General features: G+C 72.3%; 18 protein-coding genes. 9 read left to right on the top strand and 9 right to left on the bottom strand.

Going from position 1 to position 21,662, the window contains the following annotated elements; all coding sequences use genetic code 11:
- Positions 1-65 precede the first annotated feature (65 nt).
- Together OG214_RS19210 and OG214_RS19205 are read left to right on the top strand one after the other, a co-directional pair.
- Positions 66-719, top strand: a complete 654-nt coding sequence (locus OG214_RS19210) for a response regulator transcription factor (protein ID WP_363079063.1) — start codon at positions 66-68, stop codon at positions 717-719.
- Positions 716-1,885, top strand: coding sequence for an ATP-binding protein (locus OG214_RS19205; protein WP_363079046.1), 1,170 nt, complete (start codon positions 716-718; stop codon positions 1,883-1,885). The genes OG214_RS19210 and OG214_RS19205 overlap by 4 nt, the downstream gene beginning before the upstream one ends.
- Before the next feature lie 145 nt (positions 1,886-2,030).
- Here the strand turns inward: OG214_RS19205 and OG214_RS19200 are convergent, their stop codons facing one another.
- Complete coding sequence (locus OG214_RS19200; RefSeq protein WP_405985434.1) at positions 2,031-3,581, bottom strand: VWA domain-containing protein; 1,551 nt, start codon at positions 3,579-3,581, stop codon at positions 2,031-2,033.
- 419 nt (positions 3,582-4,000) lie between these two features.
- Here OG214_RS19200 and OG214_RS19195 point away from each other — a divergent pair, with 419 nt between their 5' ends.
- Positions 4,001-6,061: a PhoX family protein gene (locus tag OG214_RS19195; RefSeq protein ID WP_405987547.1), complete on the top strand. Its 2,061-nt coding sequence runs from the start codon at positions 4,001-4,003 to the stop codon at positions 6,059-6,061.
- A gap of 201 nt (positions 6,062-6,262) precedes the next feature.
- On the opposite strand, the gene OG214_RS19190 is transcribed toward OG214_RS19195, so the two are convergent.
- Together OG214_RS19190 and OG214_RS19185 are read right to left on the bottom strand one after the other, a co-directional pair.
- A complete protein-coding gene (locus OG214_RS19190; RefSeq protein ID WP_405985433.1) occupies positions 6,263-7,318 on the bottom strand; it encodes a hypothetical protein in 1,056 nt (351 codons plus the stop codon).
- Between the two features lie 58 nt (positions 7,319-7,376).
- Positions 7,377-8,852, bottom strand: coding sequence for an APC family permease (locus OG214_RS19185; RefSeq protein WP_405985432.1), 1,476 nt, complete (start codon positions 8,850-8,852; stop codon positions 7,377-7,379).
- A 131-nt stretch (positions 8,853-8,983) separates the two neighbouring features.
- Here OG214_RS19185 and OG214_RS19180 point away from each other — a divergent pair, with 131 nt between their 5' ends.
- The gene (locus OG214_RS19180; protein WP_405985431.1) at positions 8,984-9,388 is read left to right on the top strand and encodes an RNA-binding S4 domain-containing protein; all 405 of its coding nucleotides are present in this window, start codon (positions 8,984-8,986) and stop codon (positions 9,386-9,388) included.
- 208 nt (positions 9,389-9,596) lie between these two features.
- Positions 9,597-10,031 carry an ATP-binding protein gene (locus OG214_RS19175; RefSeq protein ID WP_363079052.1) on the top strand — a complete coding sequence of 145 codons (435 nt, stop codon included), beginning with the start codon at positions 9,597-9,599 and terminating at the stop codon, positions 10,029-10,031.
- Positions 10,032-10,207: 176 nt separating this feature from the next.
- On the opposite strand, the gene OG214_RS19170 is transcribed toward OG214_RS19175, so the two are convergent.
- The 4 genes from OG214_RS19170 to OG214_RS19155 form a co-directional block, all read right to left on the bottom strand.
- Entirely contained in the window at positions 10,208-10,465 is a 258-nt protein-coding gene (locus OG214_RS19170) for a DUF2630 family protein (RefSeq protein ID WP_405985430.1), read from the bottom strand.
- A 69-nt stretch (positions 10,466-10,534) separates the two neighbouring features.
- Positions 10,535-11,602, bottom strand: a complete 1,068-nt coding sequence (locus tag OG214_RS19165; RefSeq protein WP_405985429.1) for an endonuclease/exonuclease/phosphatase family protein — start codon at positions 11,600-11,602, stop codon at positions 10,535-10,537.
- A gap of 306 nt (positions 11,603-11,908) precedes the next feature.
- Positions 11,909-12,460, bottom strand: coding sequence for a hypothetical protein (locus tag OG214_RS19160; RefSeq protein WP_363079055.1), 552 nt, complete (start codon positions 12,458-12,460; stop codon positions 11,909-11,911).
- 195 nt (positions 12,461-12,655) lie between these two features.
- A complete protein-coding gene (locus OG214_RS19155; RefSeq protein ID WP_363079056.1) occupies positions 12,656-13,546 on the bottom strand; it encodes a hypothetical protein in 891 nt (296 codons plus the stop codon).
- A 244-nt stretch (positions 13,547-13,790) separates the two neighbouring features.
- Here OG214_RS19155 and OG214_RS19150 point away from each other — a divergent pair, with 244 nt between their 5' ends.
- The 4 genes from OG214_RS19150 (at position 13,791) to OG214_RS19135 (ending at position 16,954) form a co-directional block, all read left to right on the top strand.
- The gene (locus OG214_RS19150; protein WP_363079057.1) at positions 13,791-14,198 is read left to right on the top strand and encodes a hypothetical protein; all 408 of its coding nucleotides are present in this window, start codon (positions 13,791-13,793) and stop codon (positions 14,196-14,198) included.
- A 207-nt stretch (positions 14,199-14,405) separates the two neighbouring features.
- Positions 14,406-14,975, top strand: coding sequence for an NADPH-dependent FMN reductase (locus OG214_RS19145; RefSeq protein ID WP_405985428.1), 570 nt, complete (start codon positions 14,406-14,408; stop codon positions 14,973-14,975).
- A gap of 93 nt (positions 14,976-15,068) precedes the next feature.
- Positions 15,069-16,091: an ATP-binding cassette domain-containing protein gene (locus OG214_RS19140; protein ID WP_363085999.1), complete on the top strand. Its 1,023-nt coding sequence runs from the start codon at positions 15,069-15,071 to the stop codon at positions 16,089-16,091.
- Positions 16,088-16,954: an ABC transporter permease gene (locus tag OG214_RS19135; protein WP_405985427.1), complete on the top strand. Its 867-nt coding sequence runs from the start codon at positions 16,088-16,090 to the stop codon at positions 16,952-16,954. The genes OG214_RS19140 and OG214_RS19135 overlap by 4 nt, the downstream gene beginning before the upstream one ends.
- Positions 16,955-17,045: 91 nt before the next feature.
- Here OG214_RS19135 and OG214_RS19130 read toward each other — a convergent pair whose 3' ends face one another.
- Together OG214_RS19130 and OG214_RS19125 are read right to left on the bottom strand one after the other, a co-directional pair.
- A complete protein-coding gene (locus tag OG214_RS19130; protein WP_405985426.1) occupies positions 17,046-20,846 on the bottom strand; it encodes an ATP-binding protein in 3,801 nt (1,266 codons plus the stop codon).
- Between the two features lie 106 nt (positions 20,847-20,952).
- Complete coding sequence (locus OG214_RS19125; protein WP_405985425.1) at positions 20,953-21,660, bottom strand: FMN reductase; 708 nt, start codon at positions 21,658-21,660, stop codon at positions 20,953-20,955.
- Between the last annotated feature and the right edge of the window lie 2 nt (positions 21,661-21,662).

The following is a 21,662-nucleotide window of genomic DNA, read 5'->3' as shown; positions in this document are numbered from 1 at the left end:
AGGGCATCATGCGCGAGGCGGGGCACGAGGCACGCGAGGCGGGGCACGAGGCGAGGGACGACAGCATGCGGGTACTGGTCGCCGAGGACGAGGAGGTCCTCGCCGAACTGGTGGCGACCGGACTGCGGCGCGCGGGATTCGCCGTCGACACCGTGTACAGCGGGGACGCGGCCCTCGCCTATCTCGGACTGCACGACTACGACGTCGTCGTCCTCGACCGCGATCTGCCCCGCGTCCACGGTGACGATGTCGCGCGCAAGCTGGTCGCCGAGTCGTCCCGTACGCGCATTCTGATGCTCACCGCGTCCGCCTCCATGGAGGACCGGGTCGAGGGGCTCGATCTCGGCGCCGACGACTATCTGGGCAAGCCCTTCGACTTCCCCGAGCTGGTCTCCCGGGTGCGCGCCCTGCGGCGGCGCAGCGCCAGGCCCGTACCGCCGCTGCTGGAGCGGCACGGCGTACGGCTCGACTCCGTACGGCGGACGGTCTCGCGGGACGGGCGGGCGCTGGATCTGTCGCCCAAGGAGTTCTCGGTGCTCCAGATCCTGCTGGAGGCGGACGGCGCGCCGGTCTCGGCCGAGGAACTGCTGGAGCGGGCCTGGGACGCGCACGCTGACCCCTTCACCGGGGCGGTACGGGTCTGTCTGAGCAAGCTGCGGGCCAAACTCGGCGAACCTCCCCTCATCCGCACGGTGCAGGGTGTGGGATACGCGCTGTGAAGACGACCGCGCTCGCCCTGGCCCCCCGTTCCACCATCCGCACCCGGATAGCGCTCGTCTACGGCGGGGTCTTCGTCGTCCTGGGCGGCTGTCTGCTGACCGTCGTCAATCTGCTCGCGGGCGCGGGCACCCAGAACGAGGCCCAGGAGATGGTCGCCCGGGTGGTGCCCGCCCAGGTGGGGCCCGCGCTGCCGGTCTCCTCGGTGCGCGGACTGATCAGCGAGCAGCGGATCGCGCCCCTCACCGTCTACCGGCTCACCGACAATGTCACCGACGCGGCCTCCGACGAGATGCTCTTCTGGTCGGTCGCCGCGCTGCTGGTGATGGCGGCGTGCGCGGTGGTGGTCGGCTGGTGGACGGCGGGGCGGGTGCTGCGGCCGGTGCACACGATGACGGCGAAGGCCCGCCGGCTCTCCGAGCACAATCTCCATGAGCGGATCGGGGCGAGCGGTCCCGACGACGAGCTGAAGGAACTGGGCGACACGCTGGACGCGCTGCTGGCGCGGCTGGAGAAGGCCTTCGACAGCCAGCGCCGGTTCATCGCCAACGCCTCGCACGAGCTGCGGACCCCGCTGGCGACCCAGCGGACCGCGATCCAGGTCGGTCTCGACGACATGTGCTCGCCGGACGAGCTGGCCCGTACGAAACAGACCCTGCTGGACAACAACCGGCGCAGCGAACAGCTCATCGAGGGGCTGCTGGTGCTGGCGCGCAGCGAGCGCGAGGTGGACGACCAGGAGCTGGTCGATCTGGGGGAGGCGGTGACCGAGGAGGCGGCCCGCTTCGGCCTGGACCGGGTCGTGTCGGTCATCGGCGGCGGGACGGTACGGGGGAACCGGCTGCTGCTCGGGCAGCTCGTGGGCAATCTGCTGGCCAACGCCGTGACGTACAACGTGCCGGACGGGACGGTGGACGTCGAGGTCGACGGCACGGCGCTGGTGGTGCGGAACACCGGGCCCGTGGTGGCGGAGGACGGCATCCCGGCGCTGTTCGAACCGTTCCGGCGCGGGGAGGGCCGGGACCGGATGGGCCGGGGCGCGGGGCTGGGGCTGTCCATCGTGCGCTCGATCGCGGTGGCGCACGGAGGGAAGGTCACGGCGGTACCGGGCGGCTCCGGCGGCGGTCTGGAGGTCACCGTGACACTGCCGCCGGCCGCGTCGGGGTGACGCGGGCCGACGGCAGCGGGGGCGCGGTCAGCTCCGTACGGGCGGCTGCGCGTGCTTGCGCGTGCTTGTACGGGCGGCTTGTGCGGGTTTGTGCGTGTTCGTACGGGCGGCTTGTGCGGGCTCGTACGGGCGGTCTGCCGGGGGATCAGTTTGTGCGGGCCGCCTGCCAGGCGGTGAGCAGCTCGCCGTAGAACGTGGCGTCGGGCAGCTCGCTCGGAACGGGGCCCGCGTGCAGGAACCCGACGTTCCCGGTGGCCGCGTCCGCGCCGAGCCTGCGCGCGAAGTCGAAACCCTTGGCGTCCTCCTCGCCGAAGGCCACGATCTGCCAGAAGAGCGGCAGTCCGGCGGCGTCGGCGAAGGCCTGCTCGGCGGCGCGTACGGCGTTGGGCGGGCCGTCGGTCTGGAAGATCACCAGCGCGGGCCCGGTGGAGCCGGACTTCTCGTGGAGCGCCACGACCTCCTCGACGGCGCGGTCGTAGTGCGTGCGTCCCATCCGGCCGAGGGCGCCGTGCAGTTCGGTGACCTTGCCCTCGTACGAGTCGAGGCCGATCTCGCCGGTCCCGTCGATCTCGGTGGAGAAGAAGACGACGGGCACGGTCGCGTTGTCGTCGAGGTGCGCGGAGAGCGCGAGTGCCTGTTCGCCGAGGTGCTGGGCGCTGCCGTCCTTGTAGTACGGACGCATCGACCCGGACCGGTCGAGGACCAGATACACGGTGGCCCGCTCGCCGTTGAGACCGAGCTTCTTGAGGGCGGCACCGGCGGCCTTGTAGTGCTCGGTGAGCCCGGGGGCACGGGACTTGACGCGGGCGAGCGAGAAGGCGGCGCGCCCGTCGCCGGAGGCGGAGGCGGCGGTCGCGGCTGTGTTCACGGTGGTGGTCGCGGCGACGGTCTCGGCCCCGGAGACGGCTTCCTCGGCGGCCTCGGGCGTGGGGACGGGCTCCGTCTCGGCCACGGCCACGGCCGCGAGCAGGGGCTCCGGCTCGGTCACGGCCGGAACCTCCGCCGCCGGGGCGGGTGTTGCCTCGGGCCTGGGCTCCGGTGCCGGTACGGCCGTGGGCTCCGGTGTCGCCTTGGGCTCGGCCTCGGTCTCGGCCGCGAGCGTCGGAGCGGCGGTCTCGGCCGCGACGGCCGTCACTTCGGCTTCCGGTGCGAGCAGGGGCTCCGGCTCGGTCACGGCCGGAACCTCCGCCGCCGGGGCGGGTGTTGCCTCGGGCTCGGGCTCGGGCGCGAGTGTCATGGGGTCCGGTTCCGCCGACGACTGCGCCGGGACCGTCACCGTGACCGGGGGCTTCGGGGGCTCCGGGGCCTCGGGCGTGTGCGCGCGGGACACCTGGGACGGCACGCTCGCATCCGGTTCAGGCGCGCGGGGGTTGTCGAACGCCGCGGCCACCAGGTCCGCCGCCGCTGCCTCGACCGACGGCGCCGGTACGGTCGCGCCCTTGTCCGCCGAGGCGGTCGTCGCGGTCGCGGCCGTGGCGGTCGTCGCGGCTGCGGCCGTAGCGGTCGTCTTCGCCGTCACATCGGCCGCGTTGGCCGGGTCGGCCGTGTCCGCCACGTCGGCCGTGCCGGTCCCGTGGGCCGCTTCCGCCGCCTCCGTACCGCCTCCGGCCTGCGACGGCACCGAGGCCGTCGACTCGTTACGCTCCTCCGCACGGTCGCGTCCGAACACCTTGCGCAGCAAGCTCCGAATGCCCATGGGCGAGGCCTTTCAGATCAGTTGGGTGCGGTGTCCGCCGCCGGGGAATAAGGCGCATCCCTGGCCAGGGCGGATACGTAAGGTTAGCGGCCGCCCCGATGATCTACGGCAGGGGCGGCCTTCGCGGGCCGCGCGGGCCCACGTATGGGGGAGGACGGTACCGGCCTCCCGTCGCGCCCGGCGCCCTCTTCCGCGCCCTCTGCCGTCGTCCGGCCCGCACCCCGCCCGTATCCGCCCCGTACGCGGCGGGCCATTACCCTCCCCAGACCACGCGGTCGTTCCCCGTTCATGTTTCGTTCATCGTGAGGCCGCCGTCGTGCTGTGCGTCCCCCCTACCGTCACGGCCGAGACATCCCGACAGCCTGTCGGCCATGTCGGCGCGGGGCGCGCGCCGAATCACCACACCCACGGAGGCGAAAGTGCGCAAACTGCTGCCCTTGCTGAACTCACACCCGGGCGGTCGGTCCGCTCTGACCTGCCGTTACCGCTGCGGCGACGCGTGTTTCCACGAGGTCCCCAACACGAGCGACAACGAGTACGCGGGCGACATCATCGCCGGTGCCCTGTCGAGACGTTCGATGATGCGCACCGCCGCCGTCGTGACCGTCGCCGCCGCCGCGGGCACCGCGGTCGTCGTCGGCGGCCCCGGTGAGTCCGTCGCCAACGCGACCCCGCTGGGCGGCAAGGGCCATGGCCACACCCCCGCCCCGGACGGCGCCCGCGGCCTCCGCTTCGCCCCCGTCGCGCCCAATGTCGCCGACCAGGTGACGATCCCCGCCGGCCACAGCCAGAGCGTGCTCATCCGCTGGGGCGACCCGATCCTGCGCGGTGCCCCGGCCTTCGACCCGGACAGGCAGACCGCCAAGGCGCAGGCCGGCCAGTTCGGTTACAACAACGACTTCCTGAGCCTGCTGCCGCTGAAGGGCGAGCGCGGACGTCAGGTACTCGTGGCCAACCACGAGTACACGGACGAGATCCTGATGTTCAAGGGGTACAGCGCGGCGGCCCCGACCCGCGAGCAGGTGGAGATCGCGTGGGCCGCCCACGGCATCTCCGTCGTCGTGGTCGAGGAGGACCGCAGGAGCGGCAAGCTCACCGCCGTCACCCGTCATGAGCTGAACCGCCGTCTCACCGCCACCAGCAAGTTCGAGCTGACGGGCCCGGCCGCGGGGAGCGAGCTGCTGCGCACCTCCACCGACCGTACGGGCAGCCGCGTCCTCGGCACGCTCAACAACTGCGCGGGCGGCACCACCCCCTGGGGCACCACGCTCCACGGCGAGGAGAACTTCAACCAGTACTTCGCCAACGCCTCCAGCCCCACCGATCTGCGGTACGGCATCGGCACCGGCGCCACCGAGCGCAAGTGGGAGCTGTTCGACAAGCGCTTCGACCTCAAGCAGGAGCCCAACGAGGTCCACCGCCACGGCTGGGTCGTCGAGCTCGACCCGTACGACCCGGACTCGACGCCCAAGAAGCGCACCGCCCTCGGCCGCTTCAAGCACGAGGCCGCGCAGCCCCGTCTCACCGCCGACGGCCGCCCCGTCGTCTACATGGGCGACGACGAGCGCTTCGACTACCTGTACAAGTTCGTCTCGTCGAAGCGGATGAAGCAGGGCAGCAGCCGCGCCGCCCACCAGCACAACCTGACGCTGCTCGACGAGGGCACGCTGTATGTCGCCAAGCTGACCGGTGACAGCCCGGCGGGCGAGTTCGACGGCACGGGCAAGCTCCCGAACGACGGCGAGTTCGACGGTTCCGGCGTCTGGATCCCGCTGGCCACCGGCGATGTCTCGCACGTGCCCGGCATGACCGCCGACGAGGTGTACGTGTTCACGCGCCTCGCGGGTGACAAGGTCGGCGCCACCAAGATGGACCGTCCCGAGGACGTCGAGCCGTCGCCGCGCACCGGCCGTGTCTATGTCGCGCTGACGAACAACACCGACCGCGGCAAGGCCGGCAAGGCGGGCGCCGACGAGGCCAACCCCCGTAACGCCAACAAGCACGGGCATGTCCTGGAGCTGGCGGAGAACTGGGACGACCCGGCGGCGGACGGCTTCGCCTGGCGGCTCTTCCTGGTCGCGGGCGACCCGAAGGACCCGTCCACCTACTTCGCGGGCTTCCCCAAGGAGAAGGTCAGCCCCATCTCCTGCCCCGACAATGTCGCCTTCGACCCGCACGGCAACCTGTGGATCTCGACGGACGGCAACGCGCTCGGCACGCACGACGGTCTGTTCGGTGTCGCGACGCAGGGCGAGCGGCGCGGTGAGCTGAAGCAGTTCATGACCATGCCGAACGGCGCCGAGACCTGTGGCCCGGTCATCCAGGACCGCCGTGTCCTGGTCGCCGTGCAGCACCCGGGCGAGATCGACGGCGCGACCGTCGAGAAGCCCGCGAGCGCCTGGCCGGACGGACCGGGCAAGATCGTCCGTCCGTCGGTCGTGGTGGTCTGGCGCAAGGACGGCGGCGACATCGGCGTCTGACCGACGCCCGCCGTTCGACTCCGTTTGACTCGGTACGGCTACGTACGACGCGGTACGGCTACGCACGACTCGGTACGGCTACGTACGGCTACGTACGCGTCCTGAGCCGTACGGTTCGCGTACGACTCCGTACGGCCCCTGAGCCGTACGGCCTCTGAACCCGTCCGGCAAGTCGCGGGGTGGCGCCGTCTCGGACCGGCGTCACCCCGCCTGCCAGGTGCCGCGGCGGAACGCCGTGAACTGCTCCGCGGGATCACCGGTGTACGACCACGGCACCAGCGCCGCCCGCGACCCCAGCAGTCCGAAGAGCCGGCCCGCCTCCTCGTCCAGCCCGGCCAGACAGGCCGCGTGCGTCAGATAGTTCAGCTCCCCGATCTCCTCGGGGAGGACCGGACCGTCCGGCCGCCCCCCGATCCACCGGTCGAAGGTGCGCCGTACCTCCGTCACCGCCAGCTCATGGTGCCAGTGCTGCCCGAAGTCCCGTACCGGTCTGCGTCCCCCGACGCGCTCCGTGACATAGCGGTACTCCTCCACGCGCGCGATCTGCACCAGCACCGGCAGCGGGGAGCCGGGCGGCGCCGCGCCCGCCGCGTCCCTGGCGAAGTCGTACATCCGGCCGTGCGTGCCGTGCCAGCGCGCCGAGAGGTAGCGCAGCAACTGCGTGTGCCCTTCGGTGTTGTACGGGTCGCGTCGGCGCAACTCGTCCCACCAGCGCCGCAGTTCGCCCCTGCTCACCCCGTCGTCGTACAGCCGGGCGACGGTCAGCAGCGATATCCAGGGCAGCGGATCGACGGGACGGATCTCGGCCGCCCGGAGACAGATCAGCACCGTGGCGTCGAGCCGCCCCCGGTCGATGCCGACGCCGCGCCCGGCGGCGATGGCCAGGCTGAAGGCCCGTACCACCTCGGTCGCCGCCCGGAGCACCGCCATGTCCGGGTCGTCGGGCTCCGCCGTACGCCAGTTCTCCACGGCCGAACTGCCCGCCGCCGCGTGCGCGAGCAGCCGCACCCGGTGCGTGCGGCGCGGCCAGTCGTCACCGGTGGCGCGCAGCAGATCGCGGACGCCCTGCCAGCGGCCGATGACGATGTCGTGCCGTGCCTCGGTCAGCGGCCGGTCGCCGAAGTCCGGATCGAAGTCCGGCGCGCTCTCCTTGCCCGCGGGCTTCCCCGTGGGCTTTCCCGGTGACGTGCCCCCGGACTTGCCCGGAGGGTTCCCCGGCGACCGGCGCCTGGTGGCCCGGTGACGGTGTTCCGCCATGCCTGTGCTCCCCCGTTTCCTGGTCCCGCTTCTCGGTCCCGCTTCCCGGTCCCGCCGCTCAGAAGTCCGTCGCCAGTGCGCCGCCGGCCTGCACGGGCTGCTCCGCGCCCGAGCCGGGGTACGGCCCGTCGTCGTCCGGCGCGCGTGAGGCGTCCAGCCGCGCGGGTCGGTAGTACGAGCTGCCCCGGTGCCAGTACCAGACCATCGGCACCAGGCCCACGGCCAGCCCGCCGACCCCGATCGTGACCGCCACCGTGGTCAGCTCGCTCAGCGACTCGTAGAACATCCAGAACATGAACAGCGCGCCGAGCAGCGGCCAGAGCCCGGCGAGGAGGAAGTCCCGTACCGAGCGCAGCAGCGTCTTGCGGTACGCGACGACGGCCGCGATGCCCGCCAGCCCGTAGTACACACAGATCTGGAGCGAGATCGCGGTGACGGCGTCGGAGATGATCTCGGTGACCGAGCCGAGCGCGGAGGCCGCCGCCAGCATCCCGAGCGCGACGGCGCCGACCACCGCGATCGCCACCCAGGGGGTGTTCCAGGTGCGGTGCACCGTGCCGAGCACGCGCGGCATCGTACGGTCGCGGCCCATCGCGAACAGCGAGCGCGTCACCTGGATGAGAGTGGTCTCCAGGGTCGCGACGGTGGACATCATCACCGCCACGATCAGCAGCTTGCCGCCGACGCCCGGCCAGATCTCCTCGCCCAGCACCGCCAGTACGTTGGCGCTGCCGCCCTGGATCTGCTCGGCGGAGAGGATCACGTTCACGGCGATGGTGAACGCCTCGAAGACCAGGAAGACGATGCCCATCCCGACGAGGGCGGCGAGCCCGGCGGTCCTGCGGCTGTTGCGGGTCTCCTCGCTGAGATTGCTGGTGACGTCCCAGCCCCAGTAGTAGAACGCGGCGACGAGCGCGCCGGAGGCGAAGCCGGACGGCCCGTCGAAGTGACTGAACCCCAGCCAGGACCAGTCGAAGGCGCGGGCGGCGCCGTTGTGGGCGACGGCCGCCACGACGAAGAGCAGAAGGACGGCCAACTCCACGCCGGTGAGCAGGAGCTGGGCCCGTACGGTGAGCCGGGCACCGCCCAGCACCACCAGCAGCATGATCAGGAACCAGCCCGCTCCGACCAGCAGCGCGAGTCCGGTGTCATGGGCGAGAGCCGGGTCGAAGACCGCGAGCGTCATGGCGCCGGCTGGCAGCGAGCCGGCCACCATGAAGATCGTCGCGGAGACGACCAGCGCCCAGCCGGAGAGAAAGCCGAGCGCGGGGTGGAGCGTACGGCCGACCCAGGAGTAGGCGGCGCCCGCGTTGGCGTCGAGCCGGCCGAGTCTGCTGTAGGCGAGGACGATGCCGAGCATGGGTATCGCGCAGTAGAGCAGTGCCGCCGGACTGGCCAGGCCGACGGCGCCGACGAGTACGGCGGTGGTGGCGGCGAGCGAATAGGCCGGCGCGCTGCCCGCGACCGCCATGACCACTGTGTCGAACGTGCCGAGGACATTGGGCTGGAGCCCTCTGCCGGGGTTGCTGCGCATGGCGTTCACTGCTTCCGTAAGGGAAATCGAGCGCATCGTAGTCGCCGGTATGCGGGGTGATGCCACGATTGGGTTGCGGAGTTGTTTCGTTGGAGGAGGGTCGGCGGCGGTATGGCGCCTACTCTCGATGTATGGCTTCTGTGGCTTCTGAGGTACCGGGCGAGGGGACGACCGGAGGGACCGTACGGGTCGACAGCTGGATCTGGTCCGTACGGCTCACCAAGACGCGCTCCCAGGCCGCCGCCGCCTGCCGGGCGGGTCATGTGCGGGTCAACGGCGAGCGGGTGAAACCCGCGTACGCCGTCAGGACGGGCGACGAGATCCGGCTGCGGCACGCGGGGCGCGAGCGGATCGTGGTGGTGTCACGGACCGTACGGAAGCGGGTGGGCGCCCCGGTGGCGGTGGAGTGCTACGTGGACAACAGCCCGCCGCCCCCGCCCCGCGAACTGGTGGTGCCGGTGGCCCTGCGCGACCGGGGAGCGGGCCGGCCGACCAAGCGCGACCGCAGGGATCTGGACCGGTTGCAGGGACACTGAGCGGCCTCGGGCGGCGCGGGCGCCGCAGTCGGGAGCTGCCGGATTCCGGTGTGTTTGCGGACCGGAGACGAATTCCTGAGGACGTCGTTCTCCTAACGCCCCTTGCCCCCAAGGCCGTTGTGGGATTCGTCCAACTCCCCGCCCGACTCCTTTGAGTCATCACCGTTGCACGGAAAGTAAAATCCGTACTTCAGGGAAGGTCCTTCCCATGAACCTCGACGGTGAGCAGCTCGACCAGTACGACCATCGCAACCGGCACGACCAGCACCTGACGTTCCGCCTCCCCAGCCACCCGCGCAGTGTGGGCCGCGCGCGCGAGACTCTGCACGCGCACTTCGACCTGCCCGAGGAGCCCGGCGCGACCGCCGCCCTCCTTTTGTCGGAACTCGTCACCAACGCGCTGCGCCATGGCAGCCCGCCCGGCCGGGAGATCGCCGTCACCCTGCGCCGCGGGGACGGGCTGCTGAGAATGGAGGTCGAGGACGCCGGGGATCTGCTGCCACGGCCACGCGATCCGGGCCTGGACGACGAGTGCGGACGGGGGCTCGCGCTGGTCGCCGCGCTCGCCGACGACTGGGGGGTGGCGCCCCGGCAGGGGCCGGGGAAGCGGGTCTGGCTGACGCTCAAAGTGCCCGATCGGTGAGTGCCGTCCATGACCGGGGGGAGGCGGTCGCGCGCGCCGCCGTCACCTCATGACGCGGCGGCGGCGAGTGCGGCGGGGGGCGAGTGCGGCAGGGGGCGAGCGCGGCAGGGGGGCGAGCGCGGCGGGGGCGAGCCCACCCTTCGCGTCCCCCGCCGGCCGGGCGGCCGCCGGCGGGGTCAGCCCTGGTATCCCTCGACCTCACTCGGCGGACGGACCGCCGCCTCGTCGGGGTTCTCGCCGAACTCCGACTTGGCGCGGCGCTGACGCAGCAGATCCCAGCACTGGTCGAGCTGTACCTCGACGGCGCGCAGCCGCTCCTGGTCCTCGTCGCCGAGCCCGAGGTTCCGTGTCGAACGGTCGCGCAAGGAGCGCTCCTCGGTGACGAGGGAGCCGATGGTGTCGAGGATCTTGTCGTTCTTGCCGCCCGCGTTCATAGTTCCGATCCTCCCGCCGTATCGGGCCCCTCGCACCTTCGGCGGGCACCGTCACCGTCGCGGTCGCGGTCACCGTCGCGCGGGGGCGCGCAGATCGAGTTCGACGAGCAGGGCCCGGTGGTCCGTGTCCGCCAGATCCAGGAAGCGGGCCCGCCGTACGGAGAAGTCCTCGCTGATCAGTACATGGTCGATCTGCGCGCCCAGGGGCCGGGGAACGGCGGCGGGCCAGGACGGGGTGCGGCCCGCGCCCGCCAGAGCGGCGCCGTCCCGCAGCTCGCCGTCGTCGAGGACGGCGCGGAAGGCGGCATGGTCCCGGGTGGCGTTGAAGTCGCCCGCCAGGATGAGGGGAGCGTCCCGGTGCGCGGCGGCGTAGGTACGGATACGGCCCAGCTCCCGGCGCCATGAGCCGACCCCGCCGGGGATGGGCGGCAGCGGGTGGACGAGCTGGAGCTGTACGGCACGGCCACCGATGACGGCTTCCGAACCGGGCATGGAGAGCGTTCCCTCGATGCCTTCGGTGTCGGTGAGCGGGAGAGCGGACAGGATCGCCGAGCCCTCCGCGTGGCCGGCCTTGACGATATGGCGGTACGGATAGTCCGCCCGCGGAATACGGGTGTTGAGGAGCTGGGCGCAGATGTACTCGCACTCCTGGACGAAGACCAGGTCCGGTCTCTCGCGGCGGACCGTCTCGATCAGCCCGAGCGTCGCCTGTCCGAACTCGACGTTGGAGGTGAGCACTTCGATCCGGGCGACGGCCGCCTGTTCCGGTCCTGAGGCCAAGGCCGAGGCGCTGGCCTTGTCGCCCGCCCCGGCCTGGGAACCGTACGGCAGTCCGTACCACCCCGCCACGGCGAGCACCACCAGCGCCCAGACCAGCCCGCCGCGCCAGCGGAGCAGGGCGGTGAACACGGCCGCCACGCCGATGGGGAGGAGCGACCAGGGCAGGAACGCGAGGAGCTGGGGGACGGGGGTGACACCGTCGACGCCGATCGCGCGACAGCCGACGAGCGCGGTGGCCGCGGCGAGGGAGAGGCCCGTCGCCCAGATCAGCAGCCGTTCGGGGGCGGGGCGCGCGAGGGGCGGGGGCGGGTCGTCGAGCGGGTCGCGTGCGACGGTTCTGCTGCTCGCGGTGTCCAAGGGCCCGGCCTCTCGCTCGCACGATCTCCTCCGCCCTGGCACGCGGGGCGTCACGCTCAGCGTACGGATGCGTACGGATGCGTACGGACGCGTACGGACGCGTACGGACGCGTACGGACGCGTACGGACGCGTACGGACGCGTACGCGCGTACGGGGACAGTGACCGTGGCCACTGTTCCCGTACGCGCGTACGTGGTTTGGGGGATGGGGCGTTGGAGCGTTGGGGCGTTGACGTCAGCGGACCGTTGGATCGCGGACCGTCAGGTCGTGGACCGCCAGGTCGCTGATGGTCAGGTCACGGAGGGTCAGGTTCTGCCGGTCGATCCGGTGCCGGCTCCGCCGGCTCCCGTGCCCGGCGCGGCGCCGAACGGGCCGCGGTCCGTGGCCAGCGCCCAGATGATCCACGCGGCCAGGGCCATGCCCACGACCGCCCAGACGGGCTGGTACGGCAGATACATGAACTGCGAGACGAGGATCAGCGAGGCGACCGCTATACCGGCGTACCGCGCCGGCCGGATACGCATCAGAATCGCCAGTCCCACGAGGGCGACCAGGATTCCGAGGGCTATGTGCAGCCAGCCCCATGAACTGAGGTTGAACCCGTAGGCGTAGCCGGAGACGCTGTTGAGGATCCGGTCCCTTCTGACCGCGGCTGCCCCTTGCAGAATGGCTGTCGCTCCCATGACCACCATGAGCACACCGGCGAAGAAACTGCCGCCGACGGCATAGGCGGCCCTTCGTTCGGTATGGGCGCCGGTCCCCGCGCCGTATCCGGTGCCGGTCCCCGTGCCCATTCCTGTGCTTGCGCCTGTGCCCATGCCCGTGGTGGGGGGCCTCTGTGCTGTGTTCTGGCTCATAAGCCCATGGTGCTCCAAATGGAGCAAAAGGGACATTTGGGTGGGGGTGATCGGTATAAAGATTCAGTAAAGCCCAGATTGGACGAGGTCAGGGGCGGGACAGGTCAGGGGCGAGACAGGAGGGACAGGCGTGACAGGCGGGCGTGACAGGGGAGTCGGGACAACGTCAGGGGCGGGACCGGGGCGGGGACACCGTCAGGGGCGGTCCGGTGTCCCCGCCCCCACCGGTACGGGCGTGCGCCCAGGGGGAACCGGCGGCGCTCGCCTGCGTCGGCCCATGAGCCAGCCGATCGCGGCCAGGGCGAGCCCGGCCGCGAGGATCCACCAGGCCGCCGTACGGAGGGAGGCGGTCAGTGCGTCGTAGATGGCGGCGGCGGCCGAACGGTCACCGTTGTCCGGCAGATTCCCCAGACTGGTCGTACGGGCCACCGCCACGACGACGCCCAGGACCACCGCGCCCGCCGCGAACGCGAGACCGACGCCGATCAGCGCCCGGTGCCGGCGCCGGCGTACGGAGAGCAGCAGGGCCGCCGCGGCGAGCACGACCGTCGCCACGGCCGGCCGGACCCCCGCCGCCTTGAGCCCCTGGGCCACATCGCGCCAGACGCCGAGCCCGTTGGCCTTCAGGACGGTGATCTCGCTGTGCCGTACGGGGATCCGGTCGGCGTACGGCACCCGGTCGGCCATCAACTGCCGTTTCACCTGTTGGGTGACGGGCGCCAGATCGATGGACACGGCATCGCCGCCGCCGCTGGCCAGGACCTGCTGCGCGGTGGTGTGCGCGGCGCGGGCGGCCGTCGTCCACGCGTTCTTGAAGGCCTCGGTGGTGGAGAACGACAGCACGGCCTCGTGCAGCAGCTCGCGTACGCCCGACTGGAGCGGGCCCACGTCGATCTGCGTCATGACCTGGTCGGTCACCCGGTCGGCGACGGCGCCCTGCACGGCCGGGTCGGAGGCGAGCGGCGCCATCGTCGAGACGAAGCGGCCCGTGTCGCCGATCTCCAGATCGGCCCAGGCCGCGATCGCGCTCAGCGGGGTGAGGACCGCGAGCAGGACGATCAGCGCCGTGGAGAGATAGCTCCGCACTCCTCAAGGGAACGCGGCGCGGGCGCCCGGCGCGAGCGGTGCGCCGCCGACCCGGTGAGCGCCGGGGGTGACGGGGGTGACGGGGGGACGACGACGCCGGGTTGACGGGTACGACGGGCGGGTGTGCGCTGGAGGGGTGGGGGCGCGGGGAAAGGCAGGGGGCGCCGGGGGATTCCGGGGGATTCCGGCGGGGGGTGAAGCGGGGGGACGTGAAGCCGGGGGACGAGGGAAGGAGCGCCCTGTCATGGCCACTCAGGCACCGACGCGGCCGACGCGCCGCCGTGTCTCCCCACTGGAGCGGTTCCAGCTGTCTCCGCACATCCTGGGGATACCGCTTCTCCTGGGCATCATCTACGGCGCGTACGCCGCGTACATCGCGCGCGGCGGCGGACCGGCCACCTACGGACAGCTCGCTCTGGCGCTGATATCCGGCGCGCTGCTCGCCCTGCTGATCTTCGGTCTCCTCCGGGTGCAGCACGCCCTGATGCGGGAGGTGCGCGCCGCGGCCTGGGGCGTGCTGGTCGGCGGGTCGATGGGCTTCCTGTACAGCCTGACCGGGCACAGCGTGCTGCTGTCGTCGGGGATCGGGCTCGCACTCGCCGCGGGGACGGTCATCATCACGTTCTACGCGTTCTATATGCGAGAACCCTGACCTCATGCGAGAACCCTGACCTCTTCCCTCTTCCTTGTTCCACCGCGCGGCCCGCCAGATCTGATCTGGCGGGCCGCGCGGTCGTGTCTCGCGCCTGAGGGGTGGGACGGAGACGGGGGACACAGAGACGGGGGACGGAGACGGGGGACGGAGACATGACAGAGACGTGGGAGACGTGCGGCGGGAGGCCGGGGAGGGAGGTGTCCCGTGCGGCGGTCCGTACATCGCGCGCAGGAGGCGCTGCGCGTGGCGGTGATCATCGGCAGCACGCGCGAGGGACGGGTCGGTGACGCGATCGGCCAGTGGTTCATGGAGCGGGCGGCCCGGTGCGACGAGCTGGAGCTCTCGGTCGTCGATCTGGTCGACTTCGACTTTCCCGCGCGCTATCCCGACCGGCCCACCGCGCGGATGGCGGAGTTCACGCGGGAGGTCGGCCGGGCGGACGCGTTCGTGGTGGTCACCCCGGAGTACAACCGCTCGTTCCCGGCGTCCCTGAAGCAGGCCATCGACTTCGCGTACGACGAGTGGCGCACCAAGCCGGTCGCGTTCGTGAGTTACGGCCATGGCTCGGGCGGGCTCTACGCGGTCGAGCAGCTGCGTTCGGTCTTCACCGAGCTGCACACCGTGACCTTGCGCAACGGCGTGACCATCGACCTCTCCGAGGACTCGCCCGACGGCGAGCGGCGGGACCGGGCGGCGGGTCTGATGCTCGACCAGCTCGGCTGGTGGGGCCTGGCGTTACGGGAGGCCCGCGCCCAGCGCCCGTACGCGTCCTAGAGCTTTCCCCACCGCGCGACCACACGCACCGCACGACCACACGCACGGCACGACCACACGCACGGCACGACGACAGGCAGGACGACAGGGAAGATGATGACGAGTACTGATCTCGCGATCGAGACCGCAGGGCTGGTGAAGGTCTTCGGAGAGAACCGCGCCGTGGACGGGGTCGATCTCGCCGTGCCGGCGGGCACGGTCTACGGCGTTCTCGGTCCGAACGGCGCGGGCAAGACGACCGTGGTGCGGATGCTCGCCACGCTGCTGCGCCCGGACGGCGGCGAGGCCCGCGTCTTCGGCAAGGACGTACGGAAGGAAGCCGACGCGGTACGGAGCAGGGTCAGCCTCACCGGTCAGTACGCCTCGGTGGACGAGGATCTGACCGGCACCGAGAATCTGATGCTGCTCGGCAGGCTCCTGGGGCATACGAAGACGGCCGCGCGGGTGCGCGCGGAGCAGTTGCTGGCGGCGTTCGGCCTGGTCGAGGCGGCGGGCCGGCAGGTCAAGAACTACTCGGGGGGTATGCGGCGCCGTATCGACATCGCCGCGTCCATTCTGAACACACCGGATCTGCTCTTCCTGGACGAGCCGACGACGGGCCTCGATCCGCGCAGCCGCAATCAGGTGTGGGACATCGTGCGGGCGGTGGTCGCTCAGGGCACGACGGTCCTGCTGACGACGCAGTATCTCGACGAGGCGGACCAGCTGGCGTCCCGTATCGCCGTCATCGACCACGGCAAGGTGATCGCGGAGGGTACGAAGGGCGAGCTGAAGGCATCGGTGGGCGCCGGTTCCGTGCATCTGCGGCTGCGGGACGCCGAACAGCGGCCGGAGGCCGAGCGGGTACTGGCACGCGCGCTCGACGCGTCCGTGCAACTGGACCCGGATCCCGTCGCCCTGACCGCCACGGTCGACGGCCGGGGCACCGAGCGCGGTGCGGCGGAGCAGGCCGGGCGGGCCCTGGCCGAGCTGGCCCGCTCCGGAATCACCGTGGACACCTTCTCGCTGGGTCAGCCCAGCCTGGACGAGGTGTTCCTGGCCCTCACCGACAAGAAGCAGCGGCGCGACGAGACGCGTGACGAGAAGCGTGACGAGAAGGAGGGGGCGGCGGCATGACCACCGTGGCCACGAAGTCCACCGAAGGCGATTCCGGCGATCTCGGTCTGGCGGCCCCCAGGGCGGAGGATCTCGCCGCTCTGCTGGTGAGCAAGGACCGCCCGCCACGGCCCACCGCGCTCTCCGCCTCGCTCACCTTCGGGTGGCGGGCCATGCTCAAGATCAAGCATGTGCCGGAGCAGCTCTTCGATGTCACCGCCTTCCCGATCATGATGGTGCTGATGTACGCGTACCTCTTCGGAGGGGCGCTGGCCGGTTCGGTCTCCGCGTACATCCAGTTCCTGCTGCCGGGCATCCTGGTGATGAGCGTCGTGATGATCACGATGTACACGGGAGTCGCGGTCAACACCGATATCGGCAAAGGCGTCTTCGACCGCTTCCGTACCCTCCCGATATGGCGGCCCGCGCCGATGGTGGGCTATCTCCTCGGCGATGTGGTCCGCTATGTGATCGCCTCGCTGGTGATGCTCGCGGTCGGCATGATCATCGGCTACCGCCCGCACGGCGGGGTGGCCGGTGTCGCGGCGGGCCTGCTGGTGCTGCTGGCCTTCGCGTTCTCGTTCTCGTGGATCTGGACCATGTTCGGTCTGATGCTGCGCAGCGAGAAGTCCGTGATGGGCGTCAGCATGATGGTGATCTTCCCGCTGACGTTCCTGAGCAATGTCTTCGTCGACCCGAAGACGATGCCGGGCTGGCTCCAGGCCTTCGTCAACAACAGCCCGGTGAGCCATGTGGCCACGGCGGTGCGCGAGCTGATGGAGGGCGACTGGCCGACGGAGGCCATCGCGTGGTCACTGGGCTGGGCGGTGGCACTGGTGGTCGTGTTCGGCTCGATCACGATGCGCCTGTACAACCGAAAGTAGAAACCCCCACGCCCACACCCACACCCACACCCACACCCGCGCCCACGGCCGGACGAGGGCCGGGCGGGCGGTTGAGTTCGGCCGGGGGCGGTCAGAGGTGCCAGGTGATGGGGGTGGGGGTGCGGGTGGGGTGGTAGGTGCAGGTGGCGCCGGTGGAGATGGTGGCTCTGAGGTGGGCGGCGAGTTCGGGGTGGAGCGTGTCGAGTTTGCGGAGGGTGTCGCGGATACGGGCGGTGACCGTTTTGCGGGCGCGCTCGGCCTCGTCGCCCAGGCGGCGGGTGCGTCCGCCGAGGCCGGCGGCCCGGCGTAGTTCGTCGAGGAGCGCCTGACGTTCCCGTTCGCCCGTGGCGGCCCCCGTTCTGTCTCCACGGGCGTCCGCGCGGTCTATCTCGGCGTCGAGTGCCTCAAGACGCCGTCTGTACGCGGCCTTGGCCTGCTCGTCGAGCACCGGATCCCCGCCGAGACGGCGCGCTTCCACGGCCGCCCGGCCCGCCTCGGGAGCCAGCAGTTCCACGGCGGGAAGGTCGCTGCCCGGCCGGCCGAGCAGCGTATGCAGATCGCGCAGGCCTTTGGCGTCCGCCACATGGATACGCCGGCCCGCCAGGGCCAGTGCCCATACGGTGCCGTCCCGCCGGAACTCGCCCTGTCCGACGGGCGGGGCGGGCGGGGCGGATGGGGCGGGCGGGGTGGGCAGGGCTGTGGTCCCGGGGGCGGGCTCCCGGTTCGCGCGTAACGGGTCCGTCCCCGGGCCGGTGCCGGTCACCGCCGCGCGCGTCGGTGACCGGACGGTCAGCCCCAGCGCCTCCGCGTCGCGGGCGGCCCGCGCGTCCAGCGTCGCCGCTCTCGCCGCGTCGCCCTCTCCGGCGCGGCCCCGCAGCGCCCGCGCCAGTGCGGTCCGCGCGCGCAGGGACCACGGTCTGGCCTGGAGACGCTCGGCCGAGTCGAGGGCCGCCGTGAGCGCCGTCACCGCCTCGTCCCACCGCCCGCCCGCCAGGGCCAGCGTGCCGAGCCAGAGATCGACGGGACCGCCGAGGTCGCAGCCGTACAGCGAGACCACCCACTGCCCCGCGTACGGAGCGAGCGCCTCCCGCGCGCCCGCGATCAGCGCCGCGTCGCCCGACGCGGCGGCCGTCTGGGCGCGGAAGCGCAGCCACAGCGGCGTGTAGACACGGGGAAAGGGCTCGGGACCGTCGGAACCGGCCGCCGCCTCCAGCTCACGCAGCACCCGCAGCGCCTCCGCCGTGTCCCCGCGCTCCACCGCCGTCAGCCCCGCCAGCAGCCCCGGATACGGATAACCCGCCTCCCCCAGCGTGCCGACCACGCCCTCCGCCTCGTCGAACCGCTCCCGCAGCAGCTTGAGCGCCCAGTCGAGATGCGCGGCGAGAAAGCCGAAGGGCGTGTGCTGGTGCCGCATCTCCAGCGCCTCCGCGAGATGCTCCTCCGCTTCGTCGAAACGGCCGGTGAGCCCGGCGACCAGACTCCGGTCGACGGCCTTGCCGAACTGGAAGCGGCGCAGCCCGGTCCGCTCCGACAGGGCGGCGAACGTACGCAACTGGTCCAGGTAGCGCGGATCGCCCAGCTCCAGCAGCGTCACCCAGCGCATCGCGGTCGCGTGCAGCTCCATGTCGACGTTCCCCGTACGCCGGGCGACCGCGGCCATCTCGTCGGTGAGCGCGAGCCGTTCCTCGGAGGTGCCGAGCCCCCAGATCGTGTCGTGCCGCGCCCAGAGGGAGAAGGCGAGCGCGTCGTCGTCCTCGTCGTCCCGGGCCAGGGCCGTGGACCGTACGGCCAGCTCCTGCGCGAGCCGCTCGGGTGTCAGCTCCGCGGGATCGCCACCGCCGTCGATCAGCACGCGATAGGCCTCCCTGAGCAGTTCGGCCGTATGCCGCTCGCGCCCGGGAACGCTGCCCTGCTGATGCAGGGTGATCGCCACCCGGGCCAGCAGCTCGGCGTCCCCCAGCGCGCGGGCCGGCGCCACCGCCCGTTCGAGATACCGCCAGCCCTCCTCCTCGTCCCCGCCGTGCCGCAGCTCGCCCCCCAGCTCCAGCGCGATCAGCACGGCGCGGCGCGGATCGCCCGCCCCGGGGCGCGGATCGCCCTCCCCCGCCGTCTCCGCGATCTCCAGCGCACGCCGGTAGTGGACGAGGGCCTCCTCGCCCGCCAGTCTGCTGGAGGCGTCCCGCGCCGCCGCCAGCAGAAGATCGACACGGCGGTCCCGCGCCAGCGTGTCGCCCGCCAGATACGCGTGCCGGGCCAGATCGGCGGGGAAGACCTTCTCGCCGAACGCCGAACCCCCGAGCGCCCCTCCGCCGGGGCCCCGGCCGTTAAGCCCCGGACCGCCGAACCCCGGACCGCCGCCCGCTGGACCGCCAAGCCCCGGACCGCCAAGCCCCGGACCGCCAGGCCCTGGACCACCAGGCCCTGGACCACCAGGCCCTGGACCGGCGACCGTTGGACCGGCGGGTGCGGGACCGCCGCCCGCTTGACCGCCGGGTGCGGGACCGCCGAACCCCGGACCACCACCCCCCGGACCACCGAAGCCGGGACCGCCGAAGCCGGGACCGCCGAACGCCGGACCGCCGAGTCCCGGGCCTCCGGGCGCCGGACCGCCCAGTCCCGGACCTCCGGGCGCCGGACCCGGACCGCCCGGTGGCGGATCCCCGTCCAGCGCCCGGACCACCGCCCCGTGCCGCCGCCGCGCGTCCGCCTCGTCCAGCGATTCGTACAGCGTCTCCCGGACGAGATCGTGCGCGAAGGCGAACCGCCCCGCGCGCCGCGCCACCACCAGCCGGGCCGTCACCGCGCGGTCCAGCAGCCGGTCCACATGCGGTACGGGCGCGGCCGTGGCCGCCGCGAGCACCTGCCGGTGGAACTCCCTGCCCAGCACCGCCGCCGCCGTCAGCAGCTCGCTCACCGGCTCCGGCAGCAGCGCGAGCCGCCGCCGCACCGCCTCCCTGACCCCCGGCGCCATGGCGCTCACCGGCCCGCCACCGCGCCAGAGGCGGGCCGTCTGCTCCACGAAGAACGGATTGCCGCCCGTGCGCCGGTGCACCTCGTCGACCACGGCGGGCTCGGGCTCGCGCCCAGCCGTGTACGCCAGCAGCGCGCCCACCTCGTCCCGGTCGAGCCCGGTGAGCGTCACCGTGGCCGTCGCCCGCGCGACCAGCGGCAGGATCAGCCGGTGGAGCGGATGGTCCGCCGCCTCCACCTCGGCGTCCCGATACGTCCCGACCAGCAGCAGCCGCTCGAACCAGGCGTGCTGCGCGGCGAATTCGAGCAGCTTGAGCGAGGCGGTGTCCGCCCAGTGCAGATCGTCCAGGACGACCACCACGGGCCGGTCCTGCGAGACGGTCACCAGCGCGGTCGTCACCGCGTCGTACACCGGGAACGCGTCCTTGGCCCCAAGGGCCGCGAGGGATCCGTTGGCACCGCCCGCGCCGGGGCCACCGCCTGCGCCGCCCGCGCCACCACCCGCGCCCGCGCCACCGCCCGCACCGGGGCCACCGCCCGCGCCGATTCCACCACCCGCTCCGGTGGCACCGCTCGCGCCCTCGTCCTCGCCCGGTGCCTCGCCGAGCAGCACCGTCAGCCGCCCGCCCGCGGCCTTCTCGGCCTCCGCCCACTCCTCCTCGCCGGTCCCGCGCCGCAGCCCGCGCACGACCTGCACCCATGGCCAGTACCCGGGCGCGCTGTCCGAGTCCCAGCACGAGCCGCCGACCACCAGCGCCCCGCGCCGCCGCGCCTCCTGGGCCGCGTGCGTGACGAGCGTGGTCTTGCCGATCCCGGGCTCGCCCGTGACCAGCACAAGGCCCCCACGGCTGTCCGTCGCCCGGTCGATCTCCGCCCGGAGGACGCCTGCGGGGTGGTCACGCCCGATGAACGCAGGGGTCATAAGGAAACAATAGGAGGCACCACTGACAACGCCCCCTGAGCTGCGAGGGCGTGGGCGTCTGCCGACCGACCGACGGGCCCGGACGTGCTCGTCCGGGCCCGGGGCCCTACATGAGTTTCCCGAGAAGCTGCTCGAAGGGCACGACGTCATCGAGGTCGTCCAACTCGCCCGCGCCGCCCCTCTCGCCCGCCCCGTCCAACTCGCCCCTCTCGCCGTCGCCGTCCGCCCCGTCCGCCCCGGTGTCTCCTCCCCGTACCGGCACGACCGTCCCCAGCAGCCGGGCGAACTCGCCGCCCGCCCGCTCGATCCGGGCCGGCAGCCCGCCCGCGTAGGCGTCGGCCCCGGCACCCCAGTCGTCGGTCGCCGCGAAGACCGCCGTCGGCAGGGTCAGCGCGTGCAGGTACGTGAAGAGCGGGCGCAGCGCGTGCTCCACCACGAGCGAGTGCCGCGCGGTGCCGCCGGTCGCCGCGAGGAGTACGGGGGTTCCGGCGAGCGCGTCCGGTTCGACCAGGTCGAAGAACGACTTGAACAGCCCGCTGTAGGAGGCGGCGAAGACCGGCGTCACCACGATCAGACCGTCCGCCCCGGTCACCCGGTCCAGCGCCGCGCGCAGCGTGGCCGACGGGAACCCGGTGACCAGGTTGTTCGCGATGTCGACGGCCAGCTCGCGCAGTTCCACGACCTCGACCTCCGCCTTGCGGTCGGCGGCGGCCAGTTCGCGCGCGGTCGCCTCCGCCAGCCGGTCGGCCAGCAGCCGGGTGGACGACGGCTTGCTCAGCCCGGCCGAGACGGCGACGAGCTTCAACGCCCCCATGG

This window comes from Streptomyces sp. NBC_00872, assembly GCF_045161915.1.
Lineage (GTDB): Bacteria > Actinomycetota > Actinomycetes > Streptomycetales > Streptomycetaceae > Streptomyces.
The sequence above is the reverse complement of the archived record's forward strand: the minus strand, read 5'-3'. Positions and strand labels throughout refer to the sequence as shown.

What these genes read in the sequence shown, in the direction of transcription:
- OG214_RS19140 (WP_363085999.1), top strand. Translation starts at nt 15,069, where the DNA reads ATGATGACGAGTACTGATCTCGCGATCGAGACCGCAGGGCTGGTGAAG.
- OG214_RS19130 (WP_405985426.1), bottom strand. Translation starts at nt 20,846, where the DNA reads ATGACCCCTGCGTTCATCGGGCGTGACCACCCCGCAGGCGTCCTCCGG.
- OG214_RS19160 (WP_363079055.1), bottom strand. Translation starts at nt 12,460, where the DNA reads ATGAGCCAGAACACAGCACAGAGGCCCCCCACCACGGGCATGGGCACA.
- OG214_RS19185 (WP_405985432.1), bottom strand. Translation starts at nt 8,852, where the DNA reads ATGCGCAGCAACCCCGGCAGAGGGCTCCAGCCCAATGTCCTCGGCACG.
- OG214_RS19170 (WP_405985430.1), bottom strand. Translation starts at nt 10,465, where the DNA reads ATGAACGCGGGCGGCAAGAACGACAAGATCCTCGACACCATCGGCTCC.
- OG214_RS19175 (WP_363079052.1), top strand. Translation starts at nt 9,597, where the DNA reads ATGAACCTCGACGGTGAGCAGCTCGACCAGTACGACCATCGCAACCGG.
- OG214_RS19210 (WP_363079063.1), top strand. Translation starts at nt 66, where the DNA reads ATGCGGGTACTGGTCGCCGAGGACGAGGAGGTCCTCGCCGAACTGGTG.
- OG214_RS19180 (WP_405985431.1), top strand. Translation starts at nt 8,984, where the DNA reads ATGGCTTCTGTGGCTTCTGAGGTACCGGGCGAGGGGACGACCGGAGGG.
- OG214_RS19135 (WP_405985427.1), top strand. Translation starts at nt 16,088, where the DNA reads ATGACCACCGTGGCCACGAAGTCCACCGAAGGCGATTCCGGCGATCTC.
- OG214_RS19125 (WP_405985425.1), bottom strand. Translation starts at nt 21,660, where the DNA reads ATGGGGGCGTTGAAGCTCGTCGCCGTCTCGGCCGGGCTGAGCAAGCCG.
- OG214_RS19150 (WP_363079057.1), top strand. Translation starts at nt 13,791, where the DNA reads ATGGCCACTCAGGCACCGACGCGGCCGACGCGCCGCCGTGTCTCCCCA.
- OG214_RS19200 (WP_405985434.1), bottom strand. Translation starts at nt 3,581, where the DNA reads ATGGGCATTCGGAGCTTGCTGCGCAAGGTGTTCGGACGCGACCGTGCG.
- OG214_RS19190 (WP_405985433.1), bottom strand. Translation starts at nt 7,318, where the DNA reads ATGGCGGAACACCGTCACCGGGCCACCAGGCGCCGGTCGCCGGGGAAC.